At 71.0% G+C, this 22,761-nt stretch carries 19 protein-coding genes, 1 pseudogene and 1 riboswitch; of the genes and pseudogenes, 11 read left to right on the top strand and 9 right to left on the bottom strand.

Features of this window, described 5'->3' with window-relative positions:
* Positions 1-53: 53 nt before the first annotated feature.
* Both NLX83_RS05255 and NLX83_RS05250 read right to left on the bottom strand, forming a co-directional pair.
* A complete protein-coding gene (locus NLX83_RS05255) occupies positions 54-941 on the bottom strand; it encodes a DUF6542 domain-containing protein (RefSeq protein ID WP_254233730.1) in 888 nt (295 codons plus the stop codon).
* A gap of 178 nt (positions 942-1,119) precedes the next feature.
* Positions 1,120-2,070 (bottom strand): DNA recombination protein RmuC, encoded by a 951-nt coding sequence (locus tag NLX83_RS05250; protein ID WP_254236088.1) that lies wholly within the window; start codon positions 2,068-2,070, stop codon positions 1,120-1,122.
* Positions 2,071-2,392: 322 nt separating this feature from the next.
* Here NLX83_RS05250 and NLX83_RS05245 point away from each other — a divergent pair, with 322 nt between their 5' ends.
* Together NLX83_RS05245 and NLX83_RS05240 are read left to right on the top strand one after the other, a co-directional pair.
* On the top strand, positions 2,393-3,544 hold the full coding sequence (locus NLX83_RS05245; RefSeq protein WP_254233729.1) for an exonuclease SbcCD subunit D: 1,152 nt from the start codon (positions 2,393-2,395) through the stop codon (positions 3,542-3,544).
* Entirely contained in the window at positions 3,541-6,492 is a 2,952-nt protein-coding gene (locus NLX83_RS05240) for an AAA family ATPase (protein WP_254233728.1), read from the top strand. Before NLX83_RS05245 ends, NLX83_RS05240 begins: the two co-directional genes overlap by 4 nt.
* Before the next feature lie 6 nt (positions 6,493-6,498).
* Here the strand turns inward: NLX83_RS05240 and NLX83_RS05235 are convergent, their stop codons facing one another.
* Positions 6,499-7,020, bottom strand: a complete 522-nt coding sequence (locus NLX83_RS05235) for a methylated-DNA--[protein]-cysteine S-methyltransferase (RefSeq protein WP_254233727.1) — start codon at positions 7,018-7,020, stop codon at positions 6,499-6,501.
* Positions 7,017-8,513: an AlkA N-terminal domain-containing protein gene (locus NLX83_RS05230; RefSeq protein ID WP_254233726.1), complete on the bottom strand. Its 1,497-nt coding sequence runs from the start codon at positions 8,511-8,513 to the stop codon at positions 7,017-7,019. Before NLX83_RS05230 ends, NLX83_RS05235 begins: the two co-directional genes overlap by 4 nt.
* 126 nt (positions 8,514-8,639) lie before the next feature.
* Between NLX83_RS05230 and ychF the strand changes: the two genes are divergently transcribed.
* A complete protein-coding gene (gene ychF, locus NLX83_RS05225; RefSeq protein WP_254233725.1) occupies positions 8,640-9,719 on the top strand; it encodes a redox-regulated ATPase YchF in 1,080 nt (359 codons plus the stop codon).
* A gap of 122 nt (positions 9,720-9,841) precedes the next feature.
* Entirely contained in the window at positions 9,842-11,017 is a 1,176-nt protein-coding gene (locus NLX83_RS05220) for an alkaline phosphatase PhoX (RefSeq protein ID WP_254233724.1), read from the top strand.
* A gap of 59 nt (positions 11,018-11,076) precedes the next feature.
* Here the strand turns inward: NLX83_RS05220 and NLX83_RS05215 are convergent, their stop codons facing one another.
* Complete coding sequence (locus NLX83_RS05215; protein ID WP_254233723.1) at positions 11,077-11,370, bottom strand: 4a-hydroxytetrahydrobiopterin dehydratase; 294 nt, start codon at positions 11,368-11,370, stop codon at positions 11,077-11,079.
* Positions 11,371-11,418: 48 nt separating this feature from the next.
* Positions 11,419-11,529, top strand: a riboswitch (TPP riboswitch).
* A 41-nt stretch (positions 11,530-11,570) separates the two neighbouring features.
* Here NLX83_RS05215 and NLX83_RS05210 point away from each other — a divergent pair.
* The 3 genes and pseudogenes from NLX83_RS05210 to NLX83_RS05200 all read left to right on the top strand — a co-directional run.
* On the top strand, positions 11,571-12,614 hold the full coding sequence (locus NLX83_RS05210; protein WP_254233722.1) for a thiamine ABC transporter substrate-binding protein: 1,044 nt from the start codon (positions 11,571-11,573) through the stop codon (positions 12,612-12,614).
* Between the two features lie 38 nt (positions 12,615-12,652).
* On the top strand, positions 12,653-14,212 hold the full coding sequence (locus NLX83_RS05205) for an ABC transporter permease (protein ID WP_254236087.1): 1,560 nt from the start codon (positions 12,653-12,655) through the stop codon (positions 14,210-14,212).
* A pseudogene (locus NLX83_RS05200) lies at positions 14,212-14,937 on the top strand (ABC transporter ATP-binding protein); the annotation flags it as partial. The gene NLX83_RS05205 and the pseudogene NLX83_RS05200, both read left to right, overlap by 1 nt.
* A gap of 170 nt (positions 14,938-15,107) precedes the next feature.
* Here the strand turns inward: NLX83_RS05200 and NLX83_RS05195 are convergent.
* Genes NLX83_RS05195 through NLX83_RS05185 form a run of 3 tightly spaced genes read right to left on the bottom strand, consistent with a single transcriptional unit; the run spans position 15,108 to position 18,075 of the window.
* Positions 15,108-15,971: an ABC transporter permease subunit gene (locus NLX83_RS05195; RefSeq protein WP_254233721.1), complete on the bottom strand. Its 864-nt coding sequence runs from the start codon at positions 15,969-15,971 to the stop codon at positions 15,108-15,110.
* Positions 15,968-16,951 carry an ABC transporter ATP-binding protein gene (locus tag NLX83_RS05190; protein ID WP_256562987.1) on the bottom strand — a complete coding sequence of 328 codons (984 nt, stop codon included), beginning with the start codon at positions 16,949-16,951 and terminating at the stop codon, positions 15,968-15,970. The genes NLX83_RS05195 and NLX83_RS05190 overlap by 4 nt, the downstream gene beginning before the upstream one ends.
* A gap of 2 nt (positions 16,952-16,953) precedes the next feature.
* Entirely contained in the window at positions 16,954-18,075 is a 1,122-nt protein-coding gene (locus tag NLX83_RS05185) for a LolA family protein (protein WP_254233720.1), read from the bottom strand.
* A 145-nt stretch (positions 18,076-18,220) separates the two neighbouring features.
* On the opposite strand from NLX83_RS05185, the gene NLX83_RS05180 reads away from it, so the two are divergent.
* The 3 genes from NLX83_RS05180 to NLX83_RS05170 are packed head-to-tail and all read left to right on the top strand — an operon-like array spanning position 18,221 to position 21,111.
* Positions 18,221-18,922 carry a response regulator transcription factor gene (locus NLX83_RS05180; RefSeq protein ID WP_254233719.1) on the top strand — a complete coding sequence of 234 codons (702 nt, stop codon included), beginning with the start codon at positions 18,221-18,223 and terminating at the stop codon, positions 18,920-18,922.
* The gene (locus tag NLX83_RS05175; protein WP_254233718.1) at positions 18,919-20,247 is read left to right on the top strand and encodes a sensor histidine kinase; all 1,329 of its coding nucleotides are present in this window, start codon (positions 18,919-18,921) and stop codon (positions 20,245-20,247) included. The genes NLX83_RS05180 and NLX83_RS05175 overlap by 4 nt, the downstream gene beginning before the upstream one ends.
* 18 nt (positions 20,248-20,265) lie before the next feature.
* Positions 20,266-21,111, top strand: coding sequence for an NUDIX domain-containing protein (locus NLX83_RS05170; protein ID WP_254233717.1), 846 nt, complete (start codon positions 20,266-20,268; stop codon positions 21,109-21,111).
* Between the two features lie 27 nt (positions 21,112-21,138).
* Here NLX83_RS05170 and trpS read toward each other — a convergent pair whose 3' ends face one another.
* Complete coding sequence (gene trpS, locus NLX83_RS05165) at positions 21,139-22,110, bottom strand: tryptophan--tRNA ligase (protein WP_254233716.1); 972 nt, start codon at positions 22,108-22,110, stop codon at positions 21,139-21,141.
* 203 nt (positions 22,111-22,313) lie between these two features.
* On the opposite strand from trpS, the gene NLX83_RS05160 reads away from it, so the two are divergent.
* Positions 22,314-22,619: a YciI family protein gene (locus NLX83_RS05160; RefSeq protein ID WP_254233715.1), complete on the top strand. Its 306-nt coding sequence runs from the start codon at positions 22,314-22,316 to the stop codon at positions 22,617-22,619.
* Positions 22,620-22,761: the final 142 nt, after the last annotated feature.

Here is a 22,761-nt window from a genome sequence, read left to right as displayed (position 1 = left end):
AACGCGAGAGCCCGGTGACGCGGTCACCGGGCTCTCGTCGTTCTTGTGGCCGTTCAGTAGTCGTCGTCCCGCCGGGGCCGCCGTTGTGGTGGCTGTTGACCCGGTCGCTGAGGTCGCCCGCCCGCCGGTCCTGGGCGCGGCGGTTGCTGGCGCGGGGGCGGTTGCTGCCCCTGCCCCTGTCCGCCCGGACGTGGCGCGCGCGACGGCGGTGGCTGTTGCCGAGCGCCACGCGGGTCCTGCTGACCCCGCGCGGGCCTGGGCGCGCGGTCGGCTTCGCCTCGCTCGCGCGCGGCCGGGCGCGGCCGGTCCGCCTGCGGCGGCCTCGGGGCCCGCTCACGCGGCGCGCGGTCGCCCTGCACACGCTGGTCGCGCCCGCGCTCGCCCTGACCGCGCTCATCCCGCCCGCGTCCGCGCTCGTCGAAGCGGTCCTCGCGCCGCTCGTCCCGCGTCGGCCGCGCGGAGGACGGCCGCGAGGAGCGCCTCGGCTCCGCCTCGGCCACGTCGTCCTCAAGGGGCGCGCGCTCCTTGAACATGCGGTACACGCCGACGCCCACGGTGACCGCGGTGGTCAGCGCCATCGTCGGGAACGACTCGATGAGCGGCTTGCCGATGCTCAGCGCCTTGCCGGACAGCCCTTCGCCGCCGGAACCGGAGAGCAGCACGACGATCGGCACCGCGCCCACCATCACCAGCGGTGGCTGCACCATCGGACCGAAGATGGCGATGCGCTGCACCATCACCGCGGCGGCCGCACAGCTGAGGAAGAAGAACGCGGAGAACAGGAAGCCGTCCGGTCCCGCTATGAGCGCGATGACCGCCGACACACCGAAGGCAAGCAAAGCGGCAGCCCACCACGGTATGCCGTTGTCGCTGAAAGCGGAGCGCAGCGCCCAACGCGGGTCTGGCCCGGCGTCGCTTCGACGATCGCGTGTGGCGGTCACACGTTCCACGTTAGTCCGTGCGGAGTCAACGTCCGCAGCATGGAGTGATCCGGAAGACTTGGTCACTCCGCCGGAACGTCATTCACCAGCGGCATTCGCGTGAACATGAAGAACGCGTTCGCAATTGAGAAGTCCGGGCTTACCCGAAACGGTGATGTCGGCCGCTCAGGTCACCCGGTCAGCGTCCGTCGCCGACCACCCCCTGCCCGTCGATCCCCTGCCCGTCGATCCCGCCGCCCTCGCGCGCCACCTCGCCGTTGCCCGTGCCGAACAGCTCGTCGGCGTTGCGGACGGCCGGGATCGGTGTCGGACTGGCCGCCGCCTCGGTCAGCGGCTGCGCCGCGCCGCGGAAGCTGTCGAGGGCGTCCAGTTCCCGGCGTCGCGCCGACAGGAACCGCTGGAGGTGGGTGCTCGCCAGGTTGGCCGCCTCCACCGCGTTGCCCGCCGACCGGTGCGCGCGGGCCGCCTGCGCGCGCACGTTCTCCATGTCCTCGACCAGCGTCCGCTCGGTCGAGGCGAACAGCGCCGCCGAGGCCAGGACGGCGAAACCCGTTGGGCCGCACAGGAAAATCCGCCGGTCGAGCAACCACCGCAACAGGTTCGGATCGGTGTCCAGCGCCGCGACCACCGCCGCGTCCGACGGCACGAACATGATCGTCCCGTAGATCGCGTCGGCCCACCGCTGGTAACCCTTGCCCGCGAGGTCCGCCGCCCTCGACCGGATGTTGCGCACGTGCACCCGGAGGGCGTCGGCCCGCTCGGCGGCGTCGTCAGTCTCCACCGCCTCGGCCCAGCAGGCCATGCTGGCCTTGGCGTCGACCGGGACCCTGCGGTCGCCGCCGACCAGCAGCAACAGGTCCGGCTTCGCCGATCCACCACCGGCGAGGTCGGTCTGCAGCGTGAAGTGCAACCCCTCGCGCAGGCCCAGCGCCCGCGCGGTCTCGACCAGCACCTGCTCGCCGAGCTCACCCCGGCCGCTGACCGAGGAGAAGGCCACCTCGTACCTGCGCAGGGCGGCCTGCTGTTCCCGGCCCCGGCCGCGTTCGGTCTCCACCATGGCCATCGCCATGTCGGTGCGCCGAACGCCGTCGGTGTAGAGCCGCCACAGCATGAACAGCGCGCCGGCCATCAGCAGGGCCAGCACGGCGAGAGCGGTGATCACAACGGAGGTCACACGGCGATGATGGACCGCCGGACCGACAAAGTGCAGCCGGGGTGGGGTGTGGGTGGAATTTGTTTCACCGTGTCTAGACAACGACCCGAAGCCAGAAGCGCCGCTGAGAGCAACGTTTCCTGCTCACAACACAGTCCCTGACCGGGCAGAAAGCGCGCTGTGAGTACAAAACGCGAGTCGATGGCCGGACAACTCCCGTGAGAGGAATTCCACCCAGGCCGCGACTTGCCCTTGGTATTGCCGGGAATTCTCGGCGGGTGGGCCTAACGTGACTGCCATGCGAGTGCTGCACACCTCCGACTGGCACGTCGGCCGCACCTTCCACGGAAGGGATCTGCTGGCCGACCAGACCGCCGTGCTCACCGGTCTCGCCGACCTGGTGGCCGCGGAGCGGGTCGACGTCGTCGTGGTGGCGGGTGACCTCTACGACCGTGCGGTGCCCTCGGCCGAGGCGGTCGAGACGTGCGTGCTCGTGCTGCGATCGCTGCGCGACGCGGGTGCGCAGATCGTGATCACCTCGGGAAACCACGACTCCGCGCCGAGGATGGGCGCGTTCGCCGAGTTCGCCGCGGCGGGCGGACTGCACCTGCGCACCAGGATTTCCTCGCTGCACCAACCGGTTCTGCTCGCCGACGAGCACGGAGCCGTTGCGTTCTACGGCATTCCCTACCTCGATCCGGATCCCGCGCGCAGAGCACTGGGAATGACGGAGGGGCGGGGGCACACCGCCGTCCTCACCGAGGCGATGCGTCGCGTCCGTGAGGACCTGGGTGGACGTGCTCCCGGGACGCGGTCGGTGGTGGTCGCGCACGCCTTCGTCACCGGCGGCGCGGGCAGCGACTCCGAGCGCACGATCGCGGTCGGCGGTGTCGAACAGGTTCCCGGCGCGGTCTTCGACGGTGTCGACTACGTCGCGCTCGGGCACCTGCACGGACCACAGGTGCTCGCGGACCACCTCCGCTACTCCGGCAGCCCGCTCGCGTACTCGTTCTCCGAGCTGACGCACCGCAAATCGGTGTGGCTGGTCGACCTGGACGCCTCGGGGCTGGCCGGGGTGCGGCGCGCGGAACTCCCGGTGCCACGTCGGCTCGCCACCGTGTCCGGTGCGATCGACGACCTCCTCGCCGATCCCGCGTATTCGGAGCTGGAGGACCGGTACCTGTCCGTCGTGCTCACCGACCGGGTGCGCCCGCTCGACCCGATGCGGCGACTGCACCAGCGCTTTCCGCACGCGGTGCACATCGACTTCCGCCCGGCCGGTGCGGACGACGCGCCGCTGCGCTACGTGGAAGCGGTGCGCGGGCGCAGTGATGTCGAGATCTCCCGTCGCTTCGTCGATGACTGCCGCGGCGCCGAACCGAACGAACGGGAGCGGCGGCTGCTGGACGCGGCGATCGAGTCGGTCCGGGAAACCGAGGTCCAGGTATGAGGTTGCACCGGCTCGAACTCGCCGCTTTCGGCCCTTATCCGGGGCGCGAGGAGGTCGACTTCGACGCGCTCGGCGAGGACGGCCTGTTCCTGCTGCACGGGGAAACCGGGGCGGGCAAGACCACTGTCCTCGACGCGGTGGCGTTCGCCCTGTTCGGCCGGGTGCCCGGCGCGCGGAACGAGGCGAAGCGGCTGCGGTGCGACTACGCCGACGCGGACACCCCGACGGAGGTCGTGCTCGACTTCAGCCTCCAGGGGCACCGGCTCCTGATCACCAGGAGCCCGGAGTACCTCCGGCCCAAGCGGCGCGGTGGCGGCGAGACGACGCAGAACGCCAAGGCGTCGCTGACCTGGCTCAGCGATGTGCCGCCCGGTCACGCGAGCGAGGGCGTCACCCGGATCGACGAGGTGGCCAGGACCGTCGAGCGGTTGCTCGGGATGAGCGCCGAGCAGTTCTTCCAGGTCGTTCTGTTGCCGCAGGGGGATTTCGCCCGGTTCCTGCGCGCCGAGACCTCGGAGCGGGAGAAGCTGCTTGAGCGGTTGTTCGACACGGAACGGTTCCGCGAGGTCGAGCTGTGGTTCATGGAGCACCGCAGGGACGCCGGGCGCAAGCTCGAAGAGCGGCAGCACGGCGCGCGGTTGCTGGCCGAGCGCATCGCGCAGGCTGCCGGGACCGAGTTCGCCGAGGAGGAGGACGGCTGGCTCGACGGGCTCACCGCGTCCTGCGTGGCCGCCGTCGAGCAGGCCACCGAGCGGGAACGGGCAGCGAAGCACGCGCACCAGCGTGCGGACGCGGAGCTCGTCCGGCGCCGTGAACTCGCCGATCGGGTCCGCCGGGTCCGCGTCGCCACCGCCGAACTGTCCACTGTGGACGAAAGGCGGTTCGAGCGGCAGGCGTGGGCCGTGGCGTTGACCGCGGCGCGCAGGGCGGTTCCGGTCCGCGAGGCGCACGCGGTGCTCACCAGGGCCGAAGCCGAGCTGCGGCGGGCGCAGGACGCGGTGCAGCGGGCGGCGGCCCGGGTCGGCGACGAAGGCAGCTCGGTGGAGGAGTTGCGGGTCAGGGCGGCGGCGAACCAGGAGTTGGCCGGTCAGTTCGCCGAGCTCGCCGTGGAGGCCGAGCAGCAGCAACGCGATCAGGACCGCGTGGCGCGGTTGGACCGGGAGCTGGAGACCTTCCGCAGGCGCGCCAAGGAGCTCGACGAGATCGTGAGCGGTCTGCCCGAGCGGATCACCGCCTGCCGGGCGGCCGTCGACCAGGCGAGGACCGCGGCGCTCCGGTTGCCCGACCTCGCCGGGCAGCGCGACCAACTGCGTTCACTGGTGCGCGACGCGGAGGCGCTGCCAGAGGCGGAGAGCGTCCACGAGCGGGCGTCCACGGCGTTCCGAGGGGCGGTCGATGAGCACCAGAACGCCCGCGAACTCCTGCTCGACCTGCGGCAACGCCGCTTGCAGGGCATCGCGGCCGAGTTGGCGGAAGGTCTCGCCGATGGACAGCCGTGCCCGGTGTGCGGTGGAGCGGAACACCCGGCACCCGCGAGCGGCACGGCTGAGCGGGTCACCGAAGCCGACGAACGCCGGGCGGAAAGCGTTGAGCAGCAAGCACTCCGCCGCCGTGATGCGGCCAGTGAGGCGGTCCAGGCCGCCGAACGAGGCGTCGCGGCGCTCCGCGAGCGGCTCGACGGCCGGGGTGCCGACGAACTGAAGAAGCTGCTGGCCGAGGTCGAGGCGCAGCACCGGGCGGCCAACGCCGCGGCGGCCGCGGTGCGAACGCGCGTGGCGGAACTGGAACAGCTGGAGAGCAAGCTCGACCAGGCTCGCCGGGAACACGCCGAGGCCGATCGCTCGGTCGCGGTTCGCAGCACCGAACAGGCCGCGCTCGCGGAAACGATCGAACGTCGCGCGGCACGGCTGGACGAGGCGCGCGGTGACTACCCGGACGTATCGGCGCGGCGGGTCGGTCTTCTCGACACGGCGAAGTCCTTGAGCGCACTCGTCGACGCCCGCATGGCGCTCGTGGACTCCGCGGAACGCGTGGACCGCCAGCGCGCCGCGGTGCTCTCCGCCGTCGCCGAAGCGGGTTTTGACCGCCTCGACGCCGCGCTGGACGCGGTGTTGAAGGACCCCGACTGCGAGCAGTTGGAGCACCGCATCCGCGAGCTGGACCGCCGGGAAGCGGCTGCGCGATCGGTGCTGGCTGAGCCCGAACTCGCCGAGGTCGATCCCGGTGCCCAGGTTGACGTGGCCGAAGCCGAGGTGGCGACGCAGGAGGCCGGTCGGGCCGCCGCGCTCGCGCTCAGCGAGCTGAACGCGGCGCAGCGACGACGGGACGACGTGGTCAGGCTCGGCGCCGAACTCCGCGCCGCCCGGACGGTGCTGGCTCCGCTGGAGGCCGAGTTCGCGGAGCTCAACGCCCTCACCGACGTCGTCAACGGACGTGGGCAGAACACCAGGAAGATGTCGCTGCGGTCCTACGTCCTCGCCGCCCGGCTGGAGGAGGTCGCGGTCGCGGCCACCGCGCGCCTCCAACGGATGAGCCAGGGGCGCTACGCCTTCGTCCACTCCGACGCCGCCGGTGCCAGGGGGACGCGCGGCGGGCTCGGGCTCGACGTGCTCGACGGCTACTCCGGGCGGACCAGACCCGCGAAAACGCTCTCCGGCGGGGAGTCCTTCCTCGCCTCGCTCGCCCTGGCGCTGGGCCTGGCCGACGTGGTCGCGGCCGAGACCGGCGGCGCGCTGCTGGACACGCTGTTCGTGGACGAGGGCTTCGGCACCCTCGACGCGGACACCCTGGACCTCGTGATGGACACCCTCGACGAGCTGCGGGCTGGTGGCCGCGTCGTGGGGCTGGTCTCGCACGTGGAGGAGCTGCGCCAGCGCATCCCCACCCGGCTCCGGGTGCGCAAGGCGCGGGACACCACCGGCTCCAGTCTGGAGGTGGTCACCGGCTGAACGACGTCACACCCGGTCCTCGTGGTCCAGCAGCCAGCGCTTGGCCTCGACTCCCCACCGGAAGCCCCCGATCCCACCACCGGTGCGCAGGACCCGGTGGCACGGGACGAACAGCGCGGCGGCGTTGCGAGCGCACGCGGACGCGGCGGCGCGGATCGCCTGGGGGCGCCCGGACAGGGTGGCGTAGTCGGCGTAGGTCACCGGTTTCCCCGCGGGCACGGTGCGCAGCATGGTCCACGCGTGCTCCATGAACTCGCCGCCGCGTTGCCGCACCGGCACTTCGGCCGCCGCGTCCAACTGACCGGCGTGGTAGTCGCGCACGGCCCTGGTGACGGCCCCGAGTTCGGCGCGGGGCGTGACCTCGGTCGGGCGCAGCGCGGGTGAGATCACCACGAGCAGGTCGTCGACGGCACCGGTCCAGCCCGAGGCCAGCACGACGCCGTCCTCGGCGGTGATCGCGGTGAACGGCCCGATCGGCGTCTCCACGGTGGCGGTACTGGCCGTGGTGGACCTGGTGGCCGTGCTCATGCGGTTCTCCTTGCTGTCGAGGGGGACGCGGCCAGCGCGGCGGCGTGCCACAGGTGCATTCCGGCGTAGGACCGCCAGGGACGCCAGGACCTGGCACGGGTCCGGAGACCGTCCACATCGGACGGTAGGCCGAGCACTCCGGCGCCCTTGCGCATGGCCGTGTCCGTGGCGAGCAGGACGTCCGGTGTGCCGAGGACCCGCATGGCCACGTAGTCGGCGGTCCACCGGCCGATGCCCGGCAGTTCCCGGAGCTCGGCGACCAGTTCGGTGTCGTCGCGGCCGATGTGCAGCTCCAGCGAGCCGTCGGCCAGGGCGGCGCAGGCAGCGATCACCGTCTCGACGCGTTTGCGCGGGCCGGTGAGCACCTCGGCGCCGTGGGCGGCGATCGCCTCGGCGGTGGGGAACAGCGTGGTCAGCTGATCCTCGGTGGTGGGAAGTGGCGTTCCGAGCGCCCGGGTCAGCGCGGTGATGCCGGTGCGGGCGGAGGCGACGGACACCTGCTGCCCCAGCAGGGCGCGCACCAGCATCTCGTGCGCGTCCATGGTGCCCGGCACCCGGATTCCGGGCGTCGCGGCGACGAGCGAGCGGAGGGAGGCGTCGGCGGAGAGCACCTCGTCCACGGCGAGCGGATCGGCGTCGAGGTCGAGCAGCCTGCGGACCCTGGACACGGCCGCGCCCAGGTCGCGCAGGTCGACCAGGTGCAGGCGGCAGTGCACATGGGTCGGCGTGGGCTCCAGGTGCACGGTCGCGGAGCCGTGCGGCAGCGCGATCGCGCGGGCGTAGACGCCCGCTTCGACGTGCTCCACGCCCGGAATCGCCCGTGCGGCGAGGAACGCCAGCAGGCCGTCCGCGTCCATCGGCGGGCGGAACGGCAGGCGCAGGGTGATCGTTCCGGTCCTGGGCTCGGCCGGTGCGTCCGACCTGCGGCGCTTCTGCGCGCCCGCGCGCAGTGCGGACGGTGCGGCGGCGAAGACGGCCTGGATGGTCTCGTTGAACTGGCGCACGCTGGAGAACCCGGCGGCGAAGGCGATGTCGGCGAACGGCAGCGCCGTCGTCTCGATGAGCGTGCGCGCGGCGTGGGCCCGGTGCGCCCGCGCGAGCGCGAGCGGTCCGGCGCCGAGCTCGGTGGTGAGCACCCGGGACAGGTGCCGCTCGGAGTAGCCGAGCCTGCGGGCGAGGCCGGGCACGCCCTCGCGCTCCACGACGCCGTCGCCGATCAACCGCATCGCCCTGGACGCGAGGTCGGCGCGCAGGTTCCACTCCGGGGAGCCGGGCACCGCGTCGGGCAGGCAGCGCCGACAGGCCCGGTAGCCGGAGGACTGGGCCGCGGCTGTGGTCGGGAAGAACTCGACGTTGCGGCGCTTCGGCGTCATCGCCGGGCACGACGGACGGCAGTAGATGCCCGTGGTGCGGACGGCCAGCACGAAGCAGCCGTCGAAGCGGGCGTCGCGAGAGGCGACGGCCCGGTAGGCACGCTCTGAATCGACCAGCACCACACCGATGCTGCCAGCACCGGCGAGGCCCGGCTGGCGGAAAACGGCCGCGGCGATAACCGGGGGTGACCCGGTTGCGCCGCCCGTGGCCGGACGGGCTCGGGCGGGCACCTAGACTCCCTGGACGTGAGTCTCACCCTCGGCATCGTCGGGCTGCCCAACGTGGGCAAGTCCACCCTGTTCAACGCGCTGACCCGCAACGACGTGCTCGCCGCGAACTACCCGTTCGCCACGATCGAGCCCAACGTCGGTGTGGTCCCGCTGCCCGACGCGCGGCTCGACCAGCTCTCGAAGATCTTCGGCAGCGAACGGATCGTGCCCGCCACCGTGTCCTTCGTCGACATCGCGGGCATCGTGCGCGGCGCGTCCGAGGGCGCGGGGCTCGGCAACCAGTTCCTCGCCAACATCCGCGAGGCGAACGCGATCTGCCAGGTCGTCCGCGTCTTCGAGGACCCGGACGTGATCCACGTCGACGGCAACTTCGACCCGGTGTCCGATATCGAGACGATCAACACCGAGCTGATCCTCGCCGACCTGCAGACCCTGGAGAAGGCGCTCACCAGGCTGGAGAAGGAAGCCCGCGTCCAGAAGGACCGGCGCGCGGCGCTGGAGGCGGCCAAGCAGGCCAAGGACATCCTCGACGGCGGTCGCACCCTCTTCGCGGCGCAGGCCGAGGTGGACGTCACCGAGCTGCGCGAGCTGAACCTGCTCACCACCAAGCCGTTCCTCTACGTCTTCAACGCCGACGAGGGCGTGTTGACCAACGAGGCCCGCAAGAAGGAGCTGTGCGAGCTGGTCGCCCCGGCCGACGCGGTCTTCCTGGACGCCAAGGTCGAGGCCGAGCTGCTGGAGCTGGACGAGGAGTCCGCCCGCGAGCTGCTGGAGACCATCGGCCAGGACGAGCCCGGCCTGTACTCGCTGGCGCGCGCCGGTTTCCACACGCTCGGCATGCAGACCTACCTCACCGCGGGGCCGAAGGAGTCCCGCGCGTGGACCATCCGCAAGGGCTGGACCGCTCCGCAGGCGGCCGGGGTCATCCACACCGACTTCGAGCGCGGGTTCATCAAGGCGGAGATCGTCTCCTTCGCCGACCTGGTCGACGCGGGTTCGATGGCCGCGGCGCGCTCGGCGGGCAAGGTCCGCATGGAGGGCAAGGACTACGTGATGGCCGACGGCGACGTGGTGGACTTCCGCTTCAACGTGTGAGACATGTGAGACGTGCGTATCCCTGAGTCAGGGGATTTGAAACGTGTGGTGGCCACACGCGCGCTCTTGTCAGGATCGATCGGTCCGGCAGCTGCCGGACGACGAATCTGGGGAGATTGCACGTGGAACGTCGAGGATTTCTTCGAGCGGCGGTGGTGGGCGCGACAGCCGCCGCCTTCGGTGGGGCGTCGTGGCACGGGGCGCTCGCGGCGGGGGCGCAGCCCGGACCGAGCCCGTACGGTGACCTGCTGCCCGCCGACGCCAACGGGGTGATGTTGCCGAAGGGCTTCGCCAGCCGGGTGATCGGCCGGGCCGGGCAGAAGGTGGCGGGCACCGACTACGTCTGGCCGGGGGCGCCGGACGCGGGTGCCTGTTTCCGGGACGGCGGCGGGTGGATCTACGTCGCCAACAGCGAACTGCCGAAGTCGCAGGGGCTGCTCGGCGGTGTGAGCGCGATCCGGTTCCGCGGGGACGGCAGCGTCGCCGACGCCTACAGCGTGCTGCACGGGACGGACACCAACTGCGCGGGCGGCGCGACGCCGTGGAACACCTGGCTCTCGTGCGAGGAGGTGCCGCGCGGTCAGGTCTACGAGACCGACCCGTGGGGCCGGAAGAAGGCGGTCGTGCGGCCCGCGATGGGCACGTTCATGCACGAGGCCTGCGCGGTCGACCCGGAGCGCGAGGTCATCTACATGACCGAGGACCAGCTGGAGGGCGGCTTCTACCGCTTCATCCCGGACGCCTGGCCGAACCTGTCCTCCGGCCGCGTCGAGGTGCTGTGCGCGCCGGACGACCTGACCTGCGGCCCGGTCACCTGGAAACCAGTGCCCGATCCGTTCGGTGATCCGGTGGAGACCCGCTTCCAGGTCCCGGGCATGAAGAAGTTCTTCGGCGGAGAGGGCTGCTTCTACGCCAACGGCACGTGCTGGTTCACCACCGCGGGGGACAGCCGGGTGTGGACCTACGACGCCCGCAACAGCAGCCTCGACCTCGCCTACAACGGCGCCGACCAGCCCCAGCAGCCGCCGCTGCTCTTCGGCGTCGACAACATCACGCGGGCGGGCAGCGGCGACCTCTACGTGGCCGAGGACGGCGGCAACATGGAGATGTGCGTCATCACGCCCAAGGGTGTGGTGGCGCCGTTCCTGCGCCTGGTCGGCCAGCACGCGAGCTCTGAGGTCACCGGGCCGACCTTCAGCCCGGACGGCACGCGGCTCTACTTCTCCTCGCAGAGGGGGCTCTCCGGTGCGGTCACCGACGGGATCACCTTCGAGGTCAAGGGGCCGTTCCGCCGCTGATCTGCTGTGACGGACGCGCCAACGGCGAGTCTCGCCGTTGGCGCGTCCTATGTGGACGGTCAGCTCAGTGCGTCCAGCACGCCGTCGATCTCCTCGGCCAGCGACACGTCCAGCGCGGTGATGCCGCCTTCGGAGTGCGTCGAGCAGCGGAAGGTCAGCGTGCGCCAGCGGATGTCGATGTCCGGGTGGTGGTTGTCGTTCTCCGCGATCTCCGCGACGCGGTTCACCACCCGGATCGCGTCCGTGAAGCTCGGCAGTTCGGCGGTGCGCACCAGCTCCCGGTCCGCCTGGTGCCAGTCGGGGAGCGTGCTCAGCGCCTCGGTCACCTGTTCGTCGTTCAGCAGCTCGGCCATGCGTCCATGGTGGTCCTGGCTCCCGCCGCACGCGAGTCCGACGTAGGCTGGGGGTGCCACGGGAGCCCGGTATGCCGGGCTGAGAGGAGGGCCGCCAGCCCTCGACCGTACGAACCTGATCCGGATCATGCCGGTGTAGGGAGGTTGCGCGCCGCTCGCGGTGCCTCGTGGTCACGACAACGGCGACCAGGAGGGACGAAGTGCGGAGCAGAACACTCGGAGCGCTGCTGGTGCTCGCGCTGGTCAGCGGCTGCTCGCTGACGGGCGGCAACGGAGCGGCGACCGGCGGTGACAAGGTCGTCCTCGTGACGCACAACTCGTTCGCGCTGCCGAAGCCGGTGCTGGACGAGTTCACCAAGAACACCGGTATCACCATCGAGATCAGCAGGCGCGGCGACGCGGGCGAGATGACCAACCAGCTCGTGCTCACCAAGGGCAACCCGCTGGCGGACGCGGTCTACGGCATCGACTCCACCTACGCCTCCCGCGCGCTCGGCCAGAACCTGCTCCAGCCGTACAAGAGCCCGGAGGCTGCCAAGGGCGCGCAGCGCTACGCCGTCGCGGGCGGTGAGGACCGGCTCAGCGCGGTCGACGTCGGTGACGTGTGTCTCAACATCGACACCGGTTTCCTCGCCCAGCGCGGCATTCCGGAGCCGACCTCGCTCGCGGACCTGACCGACCCGCGGTTCAAGGACCTGCTCGTCGTGCAGAACCCGGCGACCTCGTCGCCCGGCCTCGCGTTCCTGTTCGCCACCGTCGCCACCTTCGGCGAGGAGCGCTGGGCCGAGTACTGGACGAAGCTCAAGGCCAACGGCGTCAAGGTCGCCAGCGGCTGGGAGGAGAGCTACAGCAAGGACTTCTCCGGTTCCTCCGGCAAGGGGCCGCGCCCGCTGGTCGTGTCCTACGCCTCATCGCCGTCCGCCGAGGTCGGTCAGGACGGCAAGCCGCGCACCAAGGCGCTGCTCAACGGGTGCTACCGGCAGGTGGAGTACGCGGGTGTGCTCAACGGCGCGAAGAACGCGGACGGCGCGCGCAAGGTCGTGGACTTCCTGTTGTCGGACAAGGTGCAGTCGCAGCTGGCCGAGCAGATGTTCGTCTACCCGACGCGCGAAGGCGTTGCCCTGCCTCAGTCCTGGCAGGTCGCCGCGCCACTGCCGACCAAGGCGCTGGAGCTGCCCGCGCAGCAGGTCGATCGCGACCGCGAGCGCTGGCTCGCCCTGTGGCGGTCCATCGTGCAGGGCTGACGGTGCGCGGTACGAAGGCTCTTCTCGGCGTGGGAGCAGTGGTTCCGCTGCTGTTCCTCGTCGTGTTCTTCGCCTGGCCGGTCGCGGCCATCCTCGGCCTGGGGCTGAGCGAGTCCGGGGTCGGCGCGGTGCTCGCGGACCCGCAGACCTGGGAGCTCGTGGCCTTCACGCTCGGCCAGGCGGCAGCGTCCACAGTGGTCGCCCTGCTGGCCGGGCTTCCGGTGGCCTACCTGCTCGCGCGCTGTGCGGTGCGCGGGCGGGCGCTGGTCCGGCTGATCGTCACGATCCCGTTCGTGCTGCCCACATTGGTGGTGGGCATGGCTTTCCGCTCGACGTTCGGCGATGGCGGTGTGGTCGCGATCGTGCTGGCCAACGCGTTCTTCAACGTCGCAGTGGTCGCTCGGACGGTTGGCGGCCTGTGGGCGAACCTCGATCGCCGAGCCGAGGACGCCGCGCGTGCGCTGGGTGCTTCCCGTTGGCGCGCCTTCACTTCGGTGACTTTGCCCGCGCTCGCGCCCGCGATAGGGTCGGCCCTCGCCGTCGTTTTCCTGTTCTGCGCAACGAGTTTCGGAGTGGTCCTGGTGCTCGGGGGTTCCGAGTACCGGACGCTGGAGACCGAGATCTACCTGCGCACCGTGCAGTTGCTGGACCTTCCCGGCGCCGCGGCTCTCTCGCTCCTGCAGCTCGTCGCCGTGGTCGGCGCGCTTCTCGTTGGAGCCATCGCGCGGCGCAAGCGCGAGACCGCGCTGGCGCTGCGCAGCCGTACAGAGACGGCTCGGCGTCCCGAAGGCGCTGAGTGGATCGTGGTTGCGGCGGCAGTCATTGTCGTAGTGCTGTTGCTGCTGCCCGTCTTCTCGTTGATCAGTCAATCACTGTCCACAAGGGACGGTTGGAGTCTTGCCGGTTACGCGGCGCTCGCGGGCGATGCGGCGCGGTCTACCTTGGGCGTGTCGGGTCTGGATGCCGCGTTGAACTCCCTGCGGACCGCTTTCGACGCGACGCTCCTCGCGATGGTCCTCGGGGTCCTCGCGGCGGTTGTGCTGTCTCAGCTCCGGCGGCGTCGCGGACGGCTCGCCGAGGCGATGGACATGGCGCTGATGCTCCCGCTCGGGGTGTCCGCCGTGACCGTTGGCTTCGGCTACCTCGTCACCATGGACGCCTTGCCCGGTGATCTCCGCTCGTCGCCGATCCTGGTGCCGTTCGCGCAGGCGCTCGTGGTGATGCCGTTGATCGTCCGGACGGTGCTGCCCGTGCTGCGGGCGATCGACGACCGCCTCCGTCAGGCCGCCGCGACGCTCGGCGCCTCGCCGTTGCGGGTGTGGCGCGAGGTCGACCTGCCGTTCGTGGGGCGGTCGCTGCTCGCCGCGGCGGGATTCGGTTACGTGGTCGCGCTCGGCGAGTTCGGGGCGACCAGCTTCCTGGTGCGGCCGGACGCGCCGACGCTGCCGGTGGCGATCTCCCGGCTGATCTCCCGGCCGGGTGAGCTGAACGTGCAGATGGCCTATGCGTCCTGCGTGCTGCTGATGATCGTCACAGTCGCCGCCGTCGCGTTGATCGAGCGTGTCCGCGTCGGCACCGAAGCCCTTGGAGAGTTCTGATGGGCCTCCGGCTCAGCACCTTGAACGTCCACTATGGACAAACGGTCGCCGTGTCCGATGTGGACCTGGAGATCGCGGACGGAGAGGTGCTCGCGTTGCTCGGCCCCTCCGGCTGCGGCAAGTCGACGCTGCTGCGCGCCGTCGCGGGTCTGGAGCGCGCCCACTCCGGCACCGTGCAGTGGGACGGTGCGGACCTGGCCGACGTGCCGGTCCACCAGCGCGGCTTCGGTCTCGTTTTCCAAGACGGCCAACTGTTTCCGCATCGCGATGTGGCGGGCAACGTCGCGTTCGGGCTGCGCATGCGGGGCGCGGACAAGAAGGCGCAGGCCGAGCGCGTCGCGGAACTCCTCGACCTGGTCGGCCTTCCCGGGTACGGCTCACGGCGCACCACGGAGCTGTCCGGGGGAGAACAGCAGCGCGTGGCGTTGGCGCGCGCCCTCGCACCGCGGCCGAAGCTGTTGCTGCTCGATGAACCTCTGTCAGCGCTGGATCGCGCACTGCGCGAGCAACTCGCCGCGGACCTCGCCGTGCTTCTGCGCCGGGCTGGGGCGACCGCGCTCCTGGTCACCCACGATCACGACGAAGCGTTCGCCTTGGCCGACCGCATCGCTTTGATGCGCAAAGGAAAGATCGTGCAGACAGGCACGCCCGAAGAAGTCTGGCACCACCCCGCCGACCCCGACATCGCCGCATTCTTCGGCCGCACCAAGACCACCTCGGCTGAGCCCGTCCGCTGCCCGCACTGTGGTTCGGAGGTCTTCAAGTCCCCCGAACCCCGCTTGCACCCATCGCTAACCACCCCCAACCTCCCCGAGTGAACGGGGGTTGGGGGTGGTTAGCGATCGCTGGGGAGGGGGTTGGGGGTACTTGAAGACGCCCTAACCCGGGCTGAGGGTCAGCTGTCCTTGGTGGCCATGCGGGCGATCGTGGCGGACAGGCCGATCACGATGTAGCAGAGCGCGCGGACCGAGCTCTCCACGAGCGCGGTCGATTCCATCGGGTCGCGGATCACGTCGATCACCGACATCCACCCGGTCGTCAGCAACACCGGGTGCAGCCACGACAGGTCGCCGATCCCCCCGAGCACGGCGAACACGATCAGCGTGCCCATCATCACCGCCAGCACCACGAGGGGGTGGTCGGTGAGCGAGGACAGCGCCAGCGCGACTGCCGCCACCGCGAACATCTGCAGCCACACCCACGCGGCCGCGACGCCGACGCGCCCGATGCCCTCCATGAAGGTCAGCGAGGTTCCCGACAGCGACGTGAACTCGGTGGTGCCGGTGAAAGCCACGCCCGCTGTGATGCCGAGCAGCGCGAGCACCGCGACTGCCAGCGCGGTCACCGCGGCGACGCCGACCGCCTTCACGACGACCAGCCTGGTGCGGCCGATCGGGGCGATCAGCAGGCCGCGCAACGTGCCGTGGGACGACTCGCCCGCGATCGCGTCCGCCGCGGTCATCGAGACGATCATCGGCATCAGCAGCGGCATCGCCATGCCCATCGCCGCCAGCGGCAGCACCATCCCGTTGCCCAGCAACGACGCCAGCACCGGTGGGCCCTGGAGCGGAGCGGCACCGAAGTCCATCATCGACATCAGCAGGCCGAGCCCGAGCGGGACCAGCGCGAGCACCCCGAACGCCGCCAGCGTCCTCGGCCGCCGCAGCACCCACCGCAGCTCCGCCCCCAACAGCCTGCCCAGCGGTGCCCGAGGGGTTCTCTCCAGCAGCTGCGGCGAAGCGATCGATGCCGTCGTCATGACCCCTCCCGCACGTCGGACTCGGTCAGCCGGGCGAACAGCTCCTCAAGACCGGTCCGCTCACGACGCGCTTCACGCACGCCCACCCCGGCGAGCACGAGCTTCTCGATCACCTGCTGCGGAGTAGCCGTCACCAGCTCTACCCGCACACTGTCCACATCGGACCAAAATGGAATTCTGTTGTCCCGCAAAGTGTCCACCGCGATCTGAACGTCCTCAGTAGACACTGTGAGGGTTGGGGTCCCGGCGTCGAGCAGCTCGGCGAGCGAGCCCTGCGCCACCGCGGTGCCCTGGTGCAGCACGGCGACGTGCGTGCAGGTCGCCTCGACCTCGGAGAGCAGGTGCGAGGACACGACCACCGTGGTCCCGGACCCGTGCAGCTCGGCCATCACCGCGCGGATCTCCCTGGTACCCGCCGGATCCAGCCCGTTCGTGGGCTCGTCGAGCACCACCAGCCGCCTCGGCACCAGCAGCGCGGCGGCCAGGCCGAGCCGCTGCTTCATGCCGAGCGAGTACCCCCGGTACTTCCGCGTCGCCGCGTGCCCGAGCCCGACCCGCTCCAGCGCCTCGTCGACGGCCCTGGAGATCCCCTCGGTCGGCAGCAGCGGTTCGGCGGCGGCGCAGCGGCGCAGGTTCTCCCGCCCGGACAGGAACGGGTGGAACCCCGGCCCCTCCACCAGCGCGCCCACGTGCGGCAGCGCGCGGTCCGCGCCGTCCGGCATGGGCACCCCGAGCAGCTCGACGCTGCCCGCGCTCGGCCGGGTCAGGCCGAGCAGCATCCTGATCGTTGTGGTCTTGCCGGAGCCGTTGGGCCCCAGCAGGCCGAGCACCGCGCCCTGCGGGACCTCCAGGTCGACGCAGTCGACCGCGACGGTGTGTCCGTAGACCTTGCGTAGTCCGCTGGTACGGGCCGCGAGGGCGGGGGCGGCCTGCTGGGCCGCCCCCACCGCACCGGTCGCCGCAAGCGGCTCGGTGCTCAAGCTCACTTCACGGTGCCGATCGCCTCGATGAGCACCTGGGACGGAACGGCGCCCGCGGCGAAGCGGCCGTCCTCGGTGAGCAGGCCGGTGCCGACCTTGGTCGTGATCAGGTAGCCCTTGCCCCACGGTCCCTCGACCTTGGTGCCGAACTGCTTGACCAGGTCCATCGGGTTCTGCCCCTGGGCCTTGTCGTTCTTGGGGTCGTTCTTGGGCAGCTGGTCCTGCTTGGGCAGCCGCCCGGCGACGGTGGTGTCCCAGCCCTCACCGATGACCTTGAACAGGTCGTTGTCCGGCAGCTTCGGGGTCTCGCCCGGCTTGCGGTTCTTCTCGAACTCCTCGCGGTGGGAGTTCTCGAAGTCCTTGAACTTGCCGGTGGAGTCCTCGACCTTCGCGCCCGCGGGCGGGGTGAAGGTGAACAGCTTCGGGTCCTGCGCGCCGATGTCCAGCTTGGTGAAGCCGAACTGGGCGACCGGGTCGCTGGAGCCGTTGGCCAGCACGACCACCCGCAGCGGGATCCGCTTCTCGGCGTCGACGGCGATCCGGACCTCGCGCAGCAGCGTGCGCTCGGTCGGGGCCGGGGCGAGCACCAGCTCGTAGGCGTCACGGCCGGCGACGCTCGCCGTGCCGTCCACCGAGATGCTGCTGTTCGGCCGGATCACGTCGATGATCTGCTTGGCCGCGGCGGCGGGGTCGTTGAGCTCCGAGGGGCGTTCCTTCGGGGCCTTCGACTTGTCGTAGGTGTGCTTCGTGACGACCTTCGTGCTGGAGTCGTAGCTCCACGCGGTGGTGCCGTCGTTGACCGCGATCTTCTCGCTGCCGGTCTTGCTGGTGGACACGCGGGACTTGCCGGTGCCGTCCGACCAGACCTTCGCGGACATCCCGCTGAGCTCCTGCGGGAGATTCGGGATCGCCGGGATACCGAGGTTGGTCTTGCCCTCGACGGTGCCCCCCAGCGCCGGAATCTCCTTCTGGCTGAGCACCGACTGCACCAGCTGCTCCGGGTTCACCGGGGGCAGCACGGGGGCGGCACCCGCACCAGATGGCATGGCCAGCACGGTCAGCCCGACCGCACCGGCGAGCGCGCCGACCGCGGCCGCGGCGACTGTGGCCTTCTTCCGATCCATGTTCGTCTCCTCCTCGGACGGGTTTCCCTCCGTGATGACGACAGTGCACGCACCACGCTGAGATAGACCTGAGACCGCTGCCGCAGGCTGAGAGAGCACTGAGAGGGTGAACCCCAAGACTCTCAGCTAAGGGCATGCTGTGCACGTGAAGCCACGGGTGCTCGTAGTGGACGACGAGGTCGGAGTGCGCAGGGCCCTCCAGCGGGGACTGCGCGCCGAGGGCATGGACGTGGTCACCGCCGAGGACGGGCCCAGCGGCCTGCGCGCGGCGCTGACCGGCGCGTTCGACCTCGTCCTGCTGGACATCATGTTGCCGGGGCTGTCGGGTTACCGGGTGCTCCAGCACCTGCGCGCGGACGGCGTCACCACCCCGGTGCTGATGCTCTCCGCGAAGGACGGCGAGGTGGACCAGGCCGACGGGCTCGACCTCGGAGCTGACGGCTACATCGTCAAACCGTTCTCGTTCATGGTGCTGGTCGCGCAGGTCAAGGCGCTGCTGCGGCGCAACGCGGCCGAGGGCGGCTCTGGCCGGTCCCGGCTCCGGCTGGGCCGACTGGAGATCGACCAGGCCGCGCGCGAGGTGATCTGGGACGGCGAGCCGGTCCCGCTGAGCCCGCGGGAGTACGCCCTGCTCACCGCGCTCGCCGGGCGCGCGGGCACCGTCGTCGCCAAGGACGACCTGCTGCGCACGGTCTGGGGCGACGAGCAGGCGGCCACCCGCAACGCCGTCGAGGTGTACGTGGGCTACCTCCGCCGCAAGCTGGACGCCGCAGGAGCCGGGCACCTCGTGCGCACCGTCCGGGGTCACGGCTACCTCGCGGTCGACGAGACCGCCGCCGAGACATGAGGGTTCTGCGCTGGTGGCGCGGCCGCAGTCTGCGCGGGCGCATCACGATGGTCGCCGCCGCGGCGGCGCTCGGCGGCTTCCTGGTGCTCGCGCAGGTGATGGCCACGGTGCTGACCAAGGGCCTCACCGATCAGATGGACAACCAGCTCCAGGGCGTGCTGCTGGCCGCGTCAAGCTCGGTCGCGGACGGCAAGCCCACCCCGACCCAGGAGGGCGCGGTGCTGGTGCGCGTGCTCAACACGGCGGGGGAGCCCCTTGACGGCAACAGTCCAGTAGACCTCTACCCGTCGGAGGTCCGCTCGTTGCTCGCGGGCGGGCCGATGACGGTGTACCGCAACTACAACTCGACCAGGTGGAAGCCGAACGTCGTCAGCGCGCCAGACGGCTCGCCGCGGCTCGTGCTGGCCGGGCTGGACGCGGGCGATCACCTGCGGCTGTTCGAGAACATCGCCGTCTGGTTCGTGCCCGTGGCCCTGCTCGGCACCGCAGCGGTCGCGTTCACCGCGTGGGTCACCGTGCGCTGGTCGTTGCGGCCGGTGGAACGGATGCGCTCGGCCGCCCAAGCCCTGCCCGCGGGGGAGCGGCTGCCGCTTCCCGAAGCCCGCGACGAACTCCACTCCCTGGCCGAGGCGCTGAACAGCCTGCTCGCCCGCCGCGACGAGTCGGCGGAGCGGATGCGCCAGTTCAGCGGCGCCGCCGCGCACGAACTCCGTTCTCCGGTCGCGTCCATCCGCGCCCAGGCCGAGGTCGCGGTCGCCTACCCCGATCCCGACGAAGCGCAGGAAGTCCTCGAAGAGGTCGCCATCGAGGCGGAACGGCTCTCCGAGGTGGTCGACCACCTGCTGAAGCTGGCCCGCTCCGACACGGCGGCGCTCCCGCCGGTGGACGCCGTCGAGCTGACCGGCCTCGTCCGCGACGTCGTGCGCCGCCAGCCGGACGACGGGCCGCTGGTCCGCGTGGAGACGTTCGTGCCCGTGTGGGTGCGCGCCACCGGGCAGGAGGTGGAGCTGGTCCTGGACAACCTGCTGCGCAACGCTCGCCGTTACGCCAGGACGCAGGTGCGCGTCATGGTGCTGCCCGCCGGGCCACAAGCGCGTCTCGTGGTCGACGACGACGGCGAAGGCATCCCGCCCGAGCACCGGGAGCGCGTGTTCGACCGGTTCTACCGGGTGCACGGCGCGCGGGACCGCGACTCCGGGGGAGCGGGTCTCGGCCTGGCGATGGTGGCCGATGTCGTGCACCGCAGGGAGGGCAGCGTGCGCGCGGGCGCCTCGCCGGAGGGCGGCGCCCGGCTGGAGATCCGCTGGCACACCCACAAGTTCTGACGTGCCAAGATCGGGCACGTGCCGGTTCTGAGGTCCACCCAGCTCGTCGACGCGCCGATCCGCACGGTGGCGGCCGCGGTTCGCGATGTCACCGTCGTCCAGGCGACCGGTCCGCGCGCCAGCACCACAGCGCGTGGCGATCTGCTCTGCGTCGGCGACGTGCTGAGCTTCGAGGTCCCGCTGGCGCTCGGCGCCCGCGTTCCGATGCGTACCAAGATCGTGCGCGTTGACGACACCGGCCTGTCCTCGGAGCTGGCTTCGCCGGACCAGCTCGTGCGCGCGCTCAGGCACGACATCACGCTGGCGGAGACCGGCGCGGGGACGCTGATCACCGACTCCGTGCGCTGGCTTTCGCCGTGGGGGCCGATCGGTTCGGTGGCCGACGTGCTGCTGATGCGGCGGTTCGTGCTGCGGCTGTTGCAGCGACGGGGAGCCGCTGTGCGGGCGCGCGTCGCCGAGCTTCGCGCCGCACCGGTCGTTGTCGCCGCCGCGATCGTCCACAAAGGACACATACTCGCGCAGCAGCGGTCCTACCCCGAGCACCTCGCCGGGCGGTGGGAGCTGCCGGGCGGGCGCGTCGAGGCTGGGGAGACGGACGATGCCGCGCTCGTCCGCGAGTGCGTCGAGGAGCTGGGCGCGCGGATCGCGGTCGGCGCGCGCATCGGCCCCGACGTGCCGCTGCCCAAGGGCTACCTGATGCGCACCTACGCGGCGACCCTCGCCGACGCCGACGAGCTGCCCGAAGCCCTGGAACACCTTGCCGTGGAATGGGTTCCGGCCGACCGCCTGGCGGAGCTGGACTGGCTCGACCCCGACATCGCGCTGCTGCCCGACCTCAGGGCGCTCCTGGCCGAAGCGCCCTGAGGTCGGAGTGCCCTGAGGTCGGAGTGCTCAGCCCAGGCCGACGACCTTGAGCGCGGCTTCGAGGCGCGGCGTCGCGCGCTCACGGGCTCGGGCGGCACCGAGCGCACGCAGGCGGTCCAGCTCAGCCGGATCGTCGAGCAGCTCCGTCATCCGCTCGCGGACCGGCCGCAGCACCTCCACCACTGCGTCCGCCACCGTCGACTTCAGCTGCTCGTAGTCGGCGACGTCCGCCCCGATCTCGCGCGGGCTCACCCCGGTGCACGCGCCCAGGATCTCCAGCAGGTTCGAGACCCCGGGCTGCTCCTTCGGCGCGAAGCGGACCGTGCCGAGGTCGTCGGTGGCCGCGCGCTCCACCTTGCGCCGGATCAGCTCGGGGGAGTCCAGCACGAACACCACGCCCGGCGTCTCCCCGGAGGACTTCGCCATCGTGCGCGTCGGCTCGGCCAGGTCCTTGATGCCCGCGCCGACCGCGGGTAACACGCCCTCGGGCACCACGAACACCTCGCCGTAGTTGCCGTTGAAGCGGTTGGCCAGTGCTCGCGCCAGCTCGATGTGCTCGTGCTGGTCCTCGCCGACCGGCACCCGGTCCGCGCCGTAGAGCAGGATGTCCGCCGCCTGGAGCACCGGGTAGGTCAGCAGCCCCAGGCGCACCGAGTCCTGGCCGCCGGACTTCTCCCGGAACTGGCGCATGCGTTTGGCCTCGCCGTAGGTGCACGTGCACTCCAGCACCCAGGTCAGCGCCGCGTGCTCGCGGACGAGGTCGGACTGGACGAACACCAGGGCGCGCGCCGGGTCCACGCCGGAGGCGATGAGCAGCGCGAACGCCTGCCTGGCGTACTGGCGCAGGCGGTGCGGGTTGTGCGTGGTGGTCATGCCGTGCAGGTCGGCGACGAGGAACACGTCATCCGGCCGTTGACCGGCGGCCCACCGCCGTACCGCGCCGAGGTAGTTGCCCAGGTGCGCGGGGCCGCTCGTCCTGATGCCGGAGAGTTCGGTCACTACAGGCTCCTCAAGGGGTGGGCCGCGAGGAGACCCTCGACACAGCGAAGGCCGCCTGCGCGGCGGCCGAGGTGTCAGGAATGCGCAATTGATCCTTATGGCCGCCGGGAGCGGCACCACCACAGATCAAGAATGTGCATACTTTGGGACCCTAGCATGGACAAATGTCGCCGAAGCTGTCGGGTGGTCGTACCCTTTACGGCATGTATATAGCGATGCTCTCCTACACGGCCCCCATTGACGAGATCGACTATCTGCTGGCGGAACACATCGAGTGGGCGAACAAACAGTACGAATCGGGCTGTTTCCTGGCCTCCGGCAGGCGCCCTGGCGACGAGGGCCGGGTGATCATCGCGCGGCCGATGGCCCGGGGCAGACTGGACGCCCTGCTCGCCGGAGATCCGTTGGTACTGCGCAGGATGGCCCGGTACCAGGTGATCGAGTTCAGCTGTACCAGGACGGACAAGGGGATGCTCGCCTACAACGAGGCGCTCGGCGCCGCCTCGTAAAGGTCCGCCCATGCCACACGGGTCGCGTGTCCCGCCGGTTTTCCCGGGGTCGGGGGTCGGCGGGAACCCTTTAACCCTTCTTCTTTTTCTTTGCCTTCTCTTTGTCCTTCAATAACGCGAGGACTGGGCAACGCTTGCATCG

The sequence above is a fragment of the Allokutzneria sp. A3M-2-11 16 genome (assembly GCF_024213555.1).
In the GTDB taxonomy this organism is placed as follows: Bacteria; Actinomycetota; Actinomycetes; order Mycobacteriales; family Pseudonocardiaceae; genus Allokutzneria.
Note: the sequence above shows the minus strand (reverse complement) of the source record. Positions and strands in the feature narration are given on the sequence as shown.

Bases quoted from the DNA above. Each gene is read 5' to 3' on its own strand.
- NLX83_RS05245 (WP_254233729.1), top strand. From the start codon at position 2,393: ATGCGAGTGCTGCACACCTCCGACTGGCACGTCGGCCGCACCTTCCAC.
- NLX83_RS05235 (WP_254233727.1), bottom strand. From the start codon at position 7,020: ATGAGCACGGCCACCAGGTCCACCACGGCCAGTACCGCCACCGTGGAG.
- NLX83_RS05160 (WP_254233715.1), top strand. From the start codon at position 22,314: ATGTATATAGCGATGCTCTCCTACACGGCCCCCATTGACGAGATCGAC.
- NLX83_RS05215 (WP_254233723.1), bottom strand. From the start codon at position 11,370: ATGGCCGAGCTGCTGAACGACGAACAGGTGACCGAGGCGCTGAGCACG.
- NLX83_RS05250 (WP_254236088.1), bottom strand. From the start codon at position 2,070: ATGGCCGGCGCGCTGTTCATGCTGTGGCGGCTCTACACCGACGGCGTT.
- NLX83_RS05175 (WP_254233718.1), top strand. From the start codon at position 18,919: ATGAGGGTTCTGCGCTGGTGGCGCGGCCGCAGTCTGCGCGGGCGCATC.
- NLX83_RS05195 (WP_254233721.1), bottom strand. From the start codon at position 15,971: ATGACGACGGCATCGATCGCTTCGCCGCAGCTGCTGGAGAGAACCCCT.
- NLX83_RS05185 (WP_254233720.1), bottom strand. From the start codon at position 18,075: ATGGATCGGAAGAAGGCCACAGTCGCCGCGGCCGCGGTCGGCGCGCTC.
- NLX83_RS05240 (WP_254233728.1), top strand. From the start codon at position 3,541: ATGAGGTTGCACCGGCTCGAACTCGCCGCTTTCGGCCCTTATCCGGGG.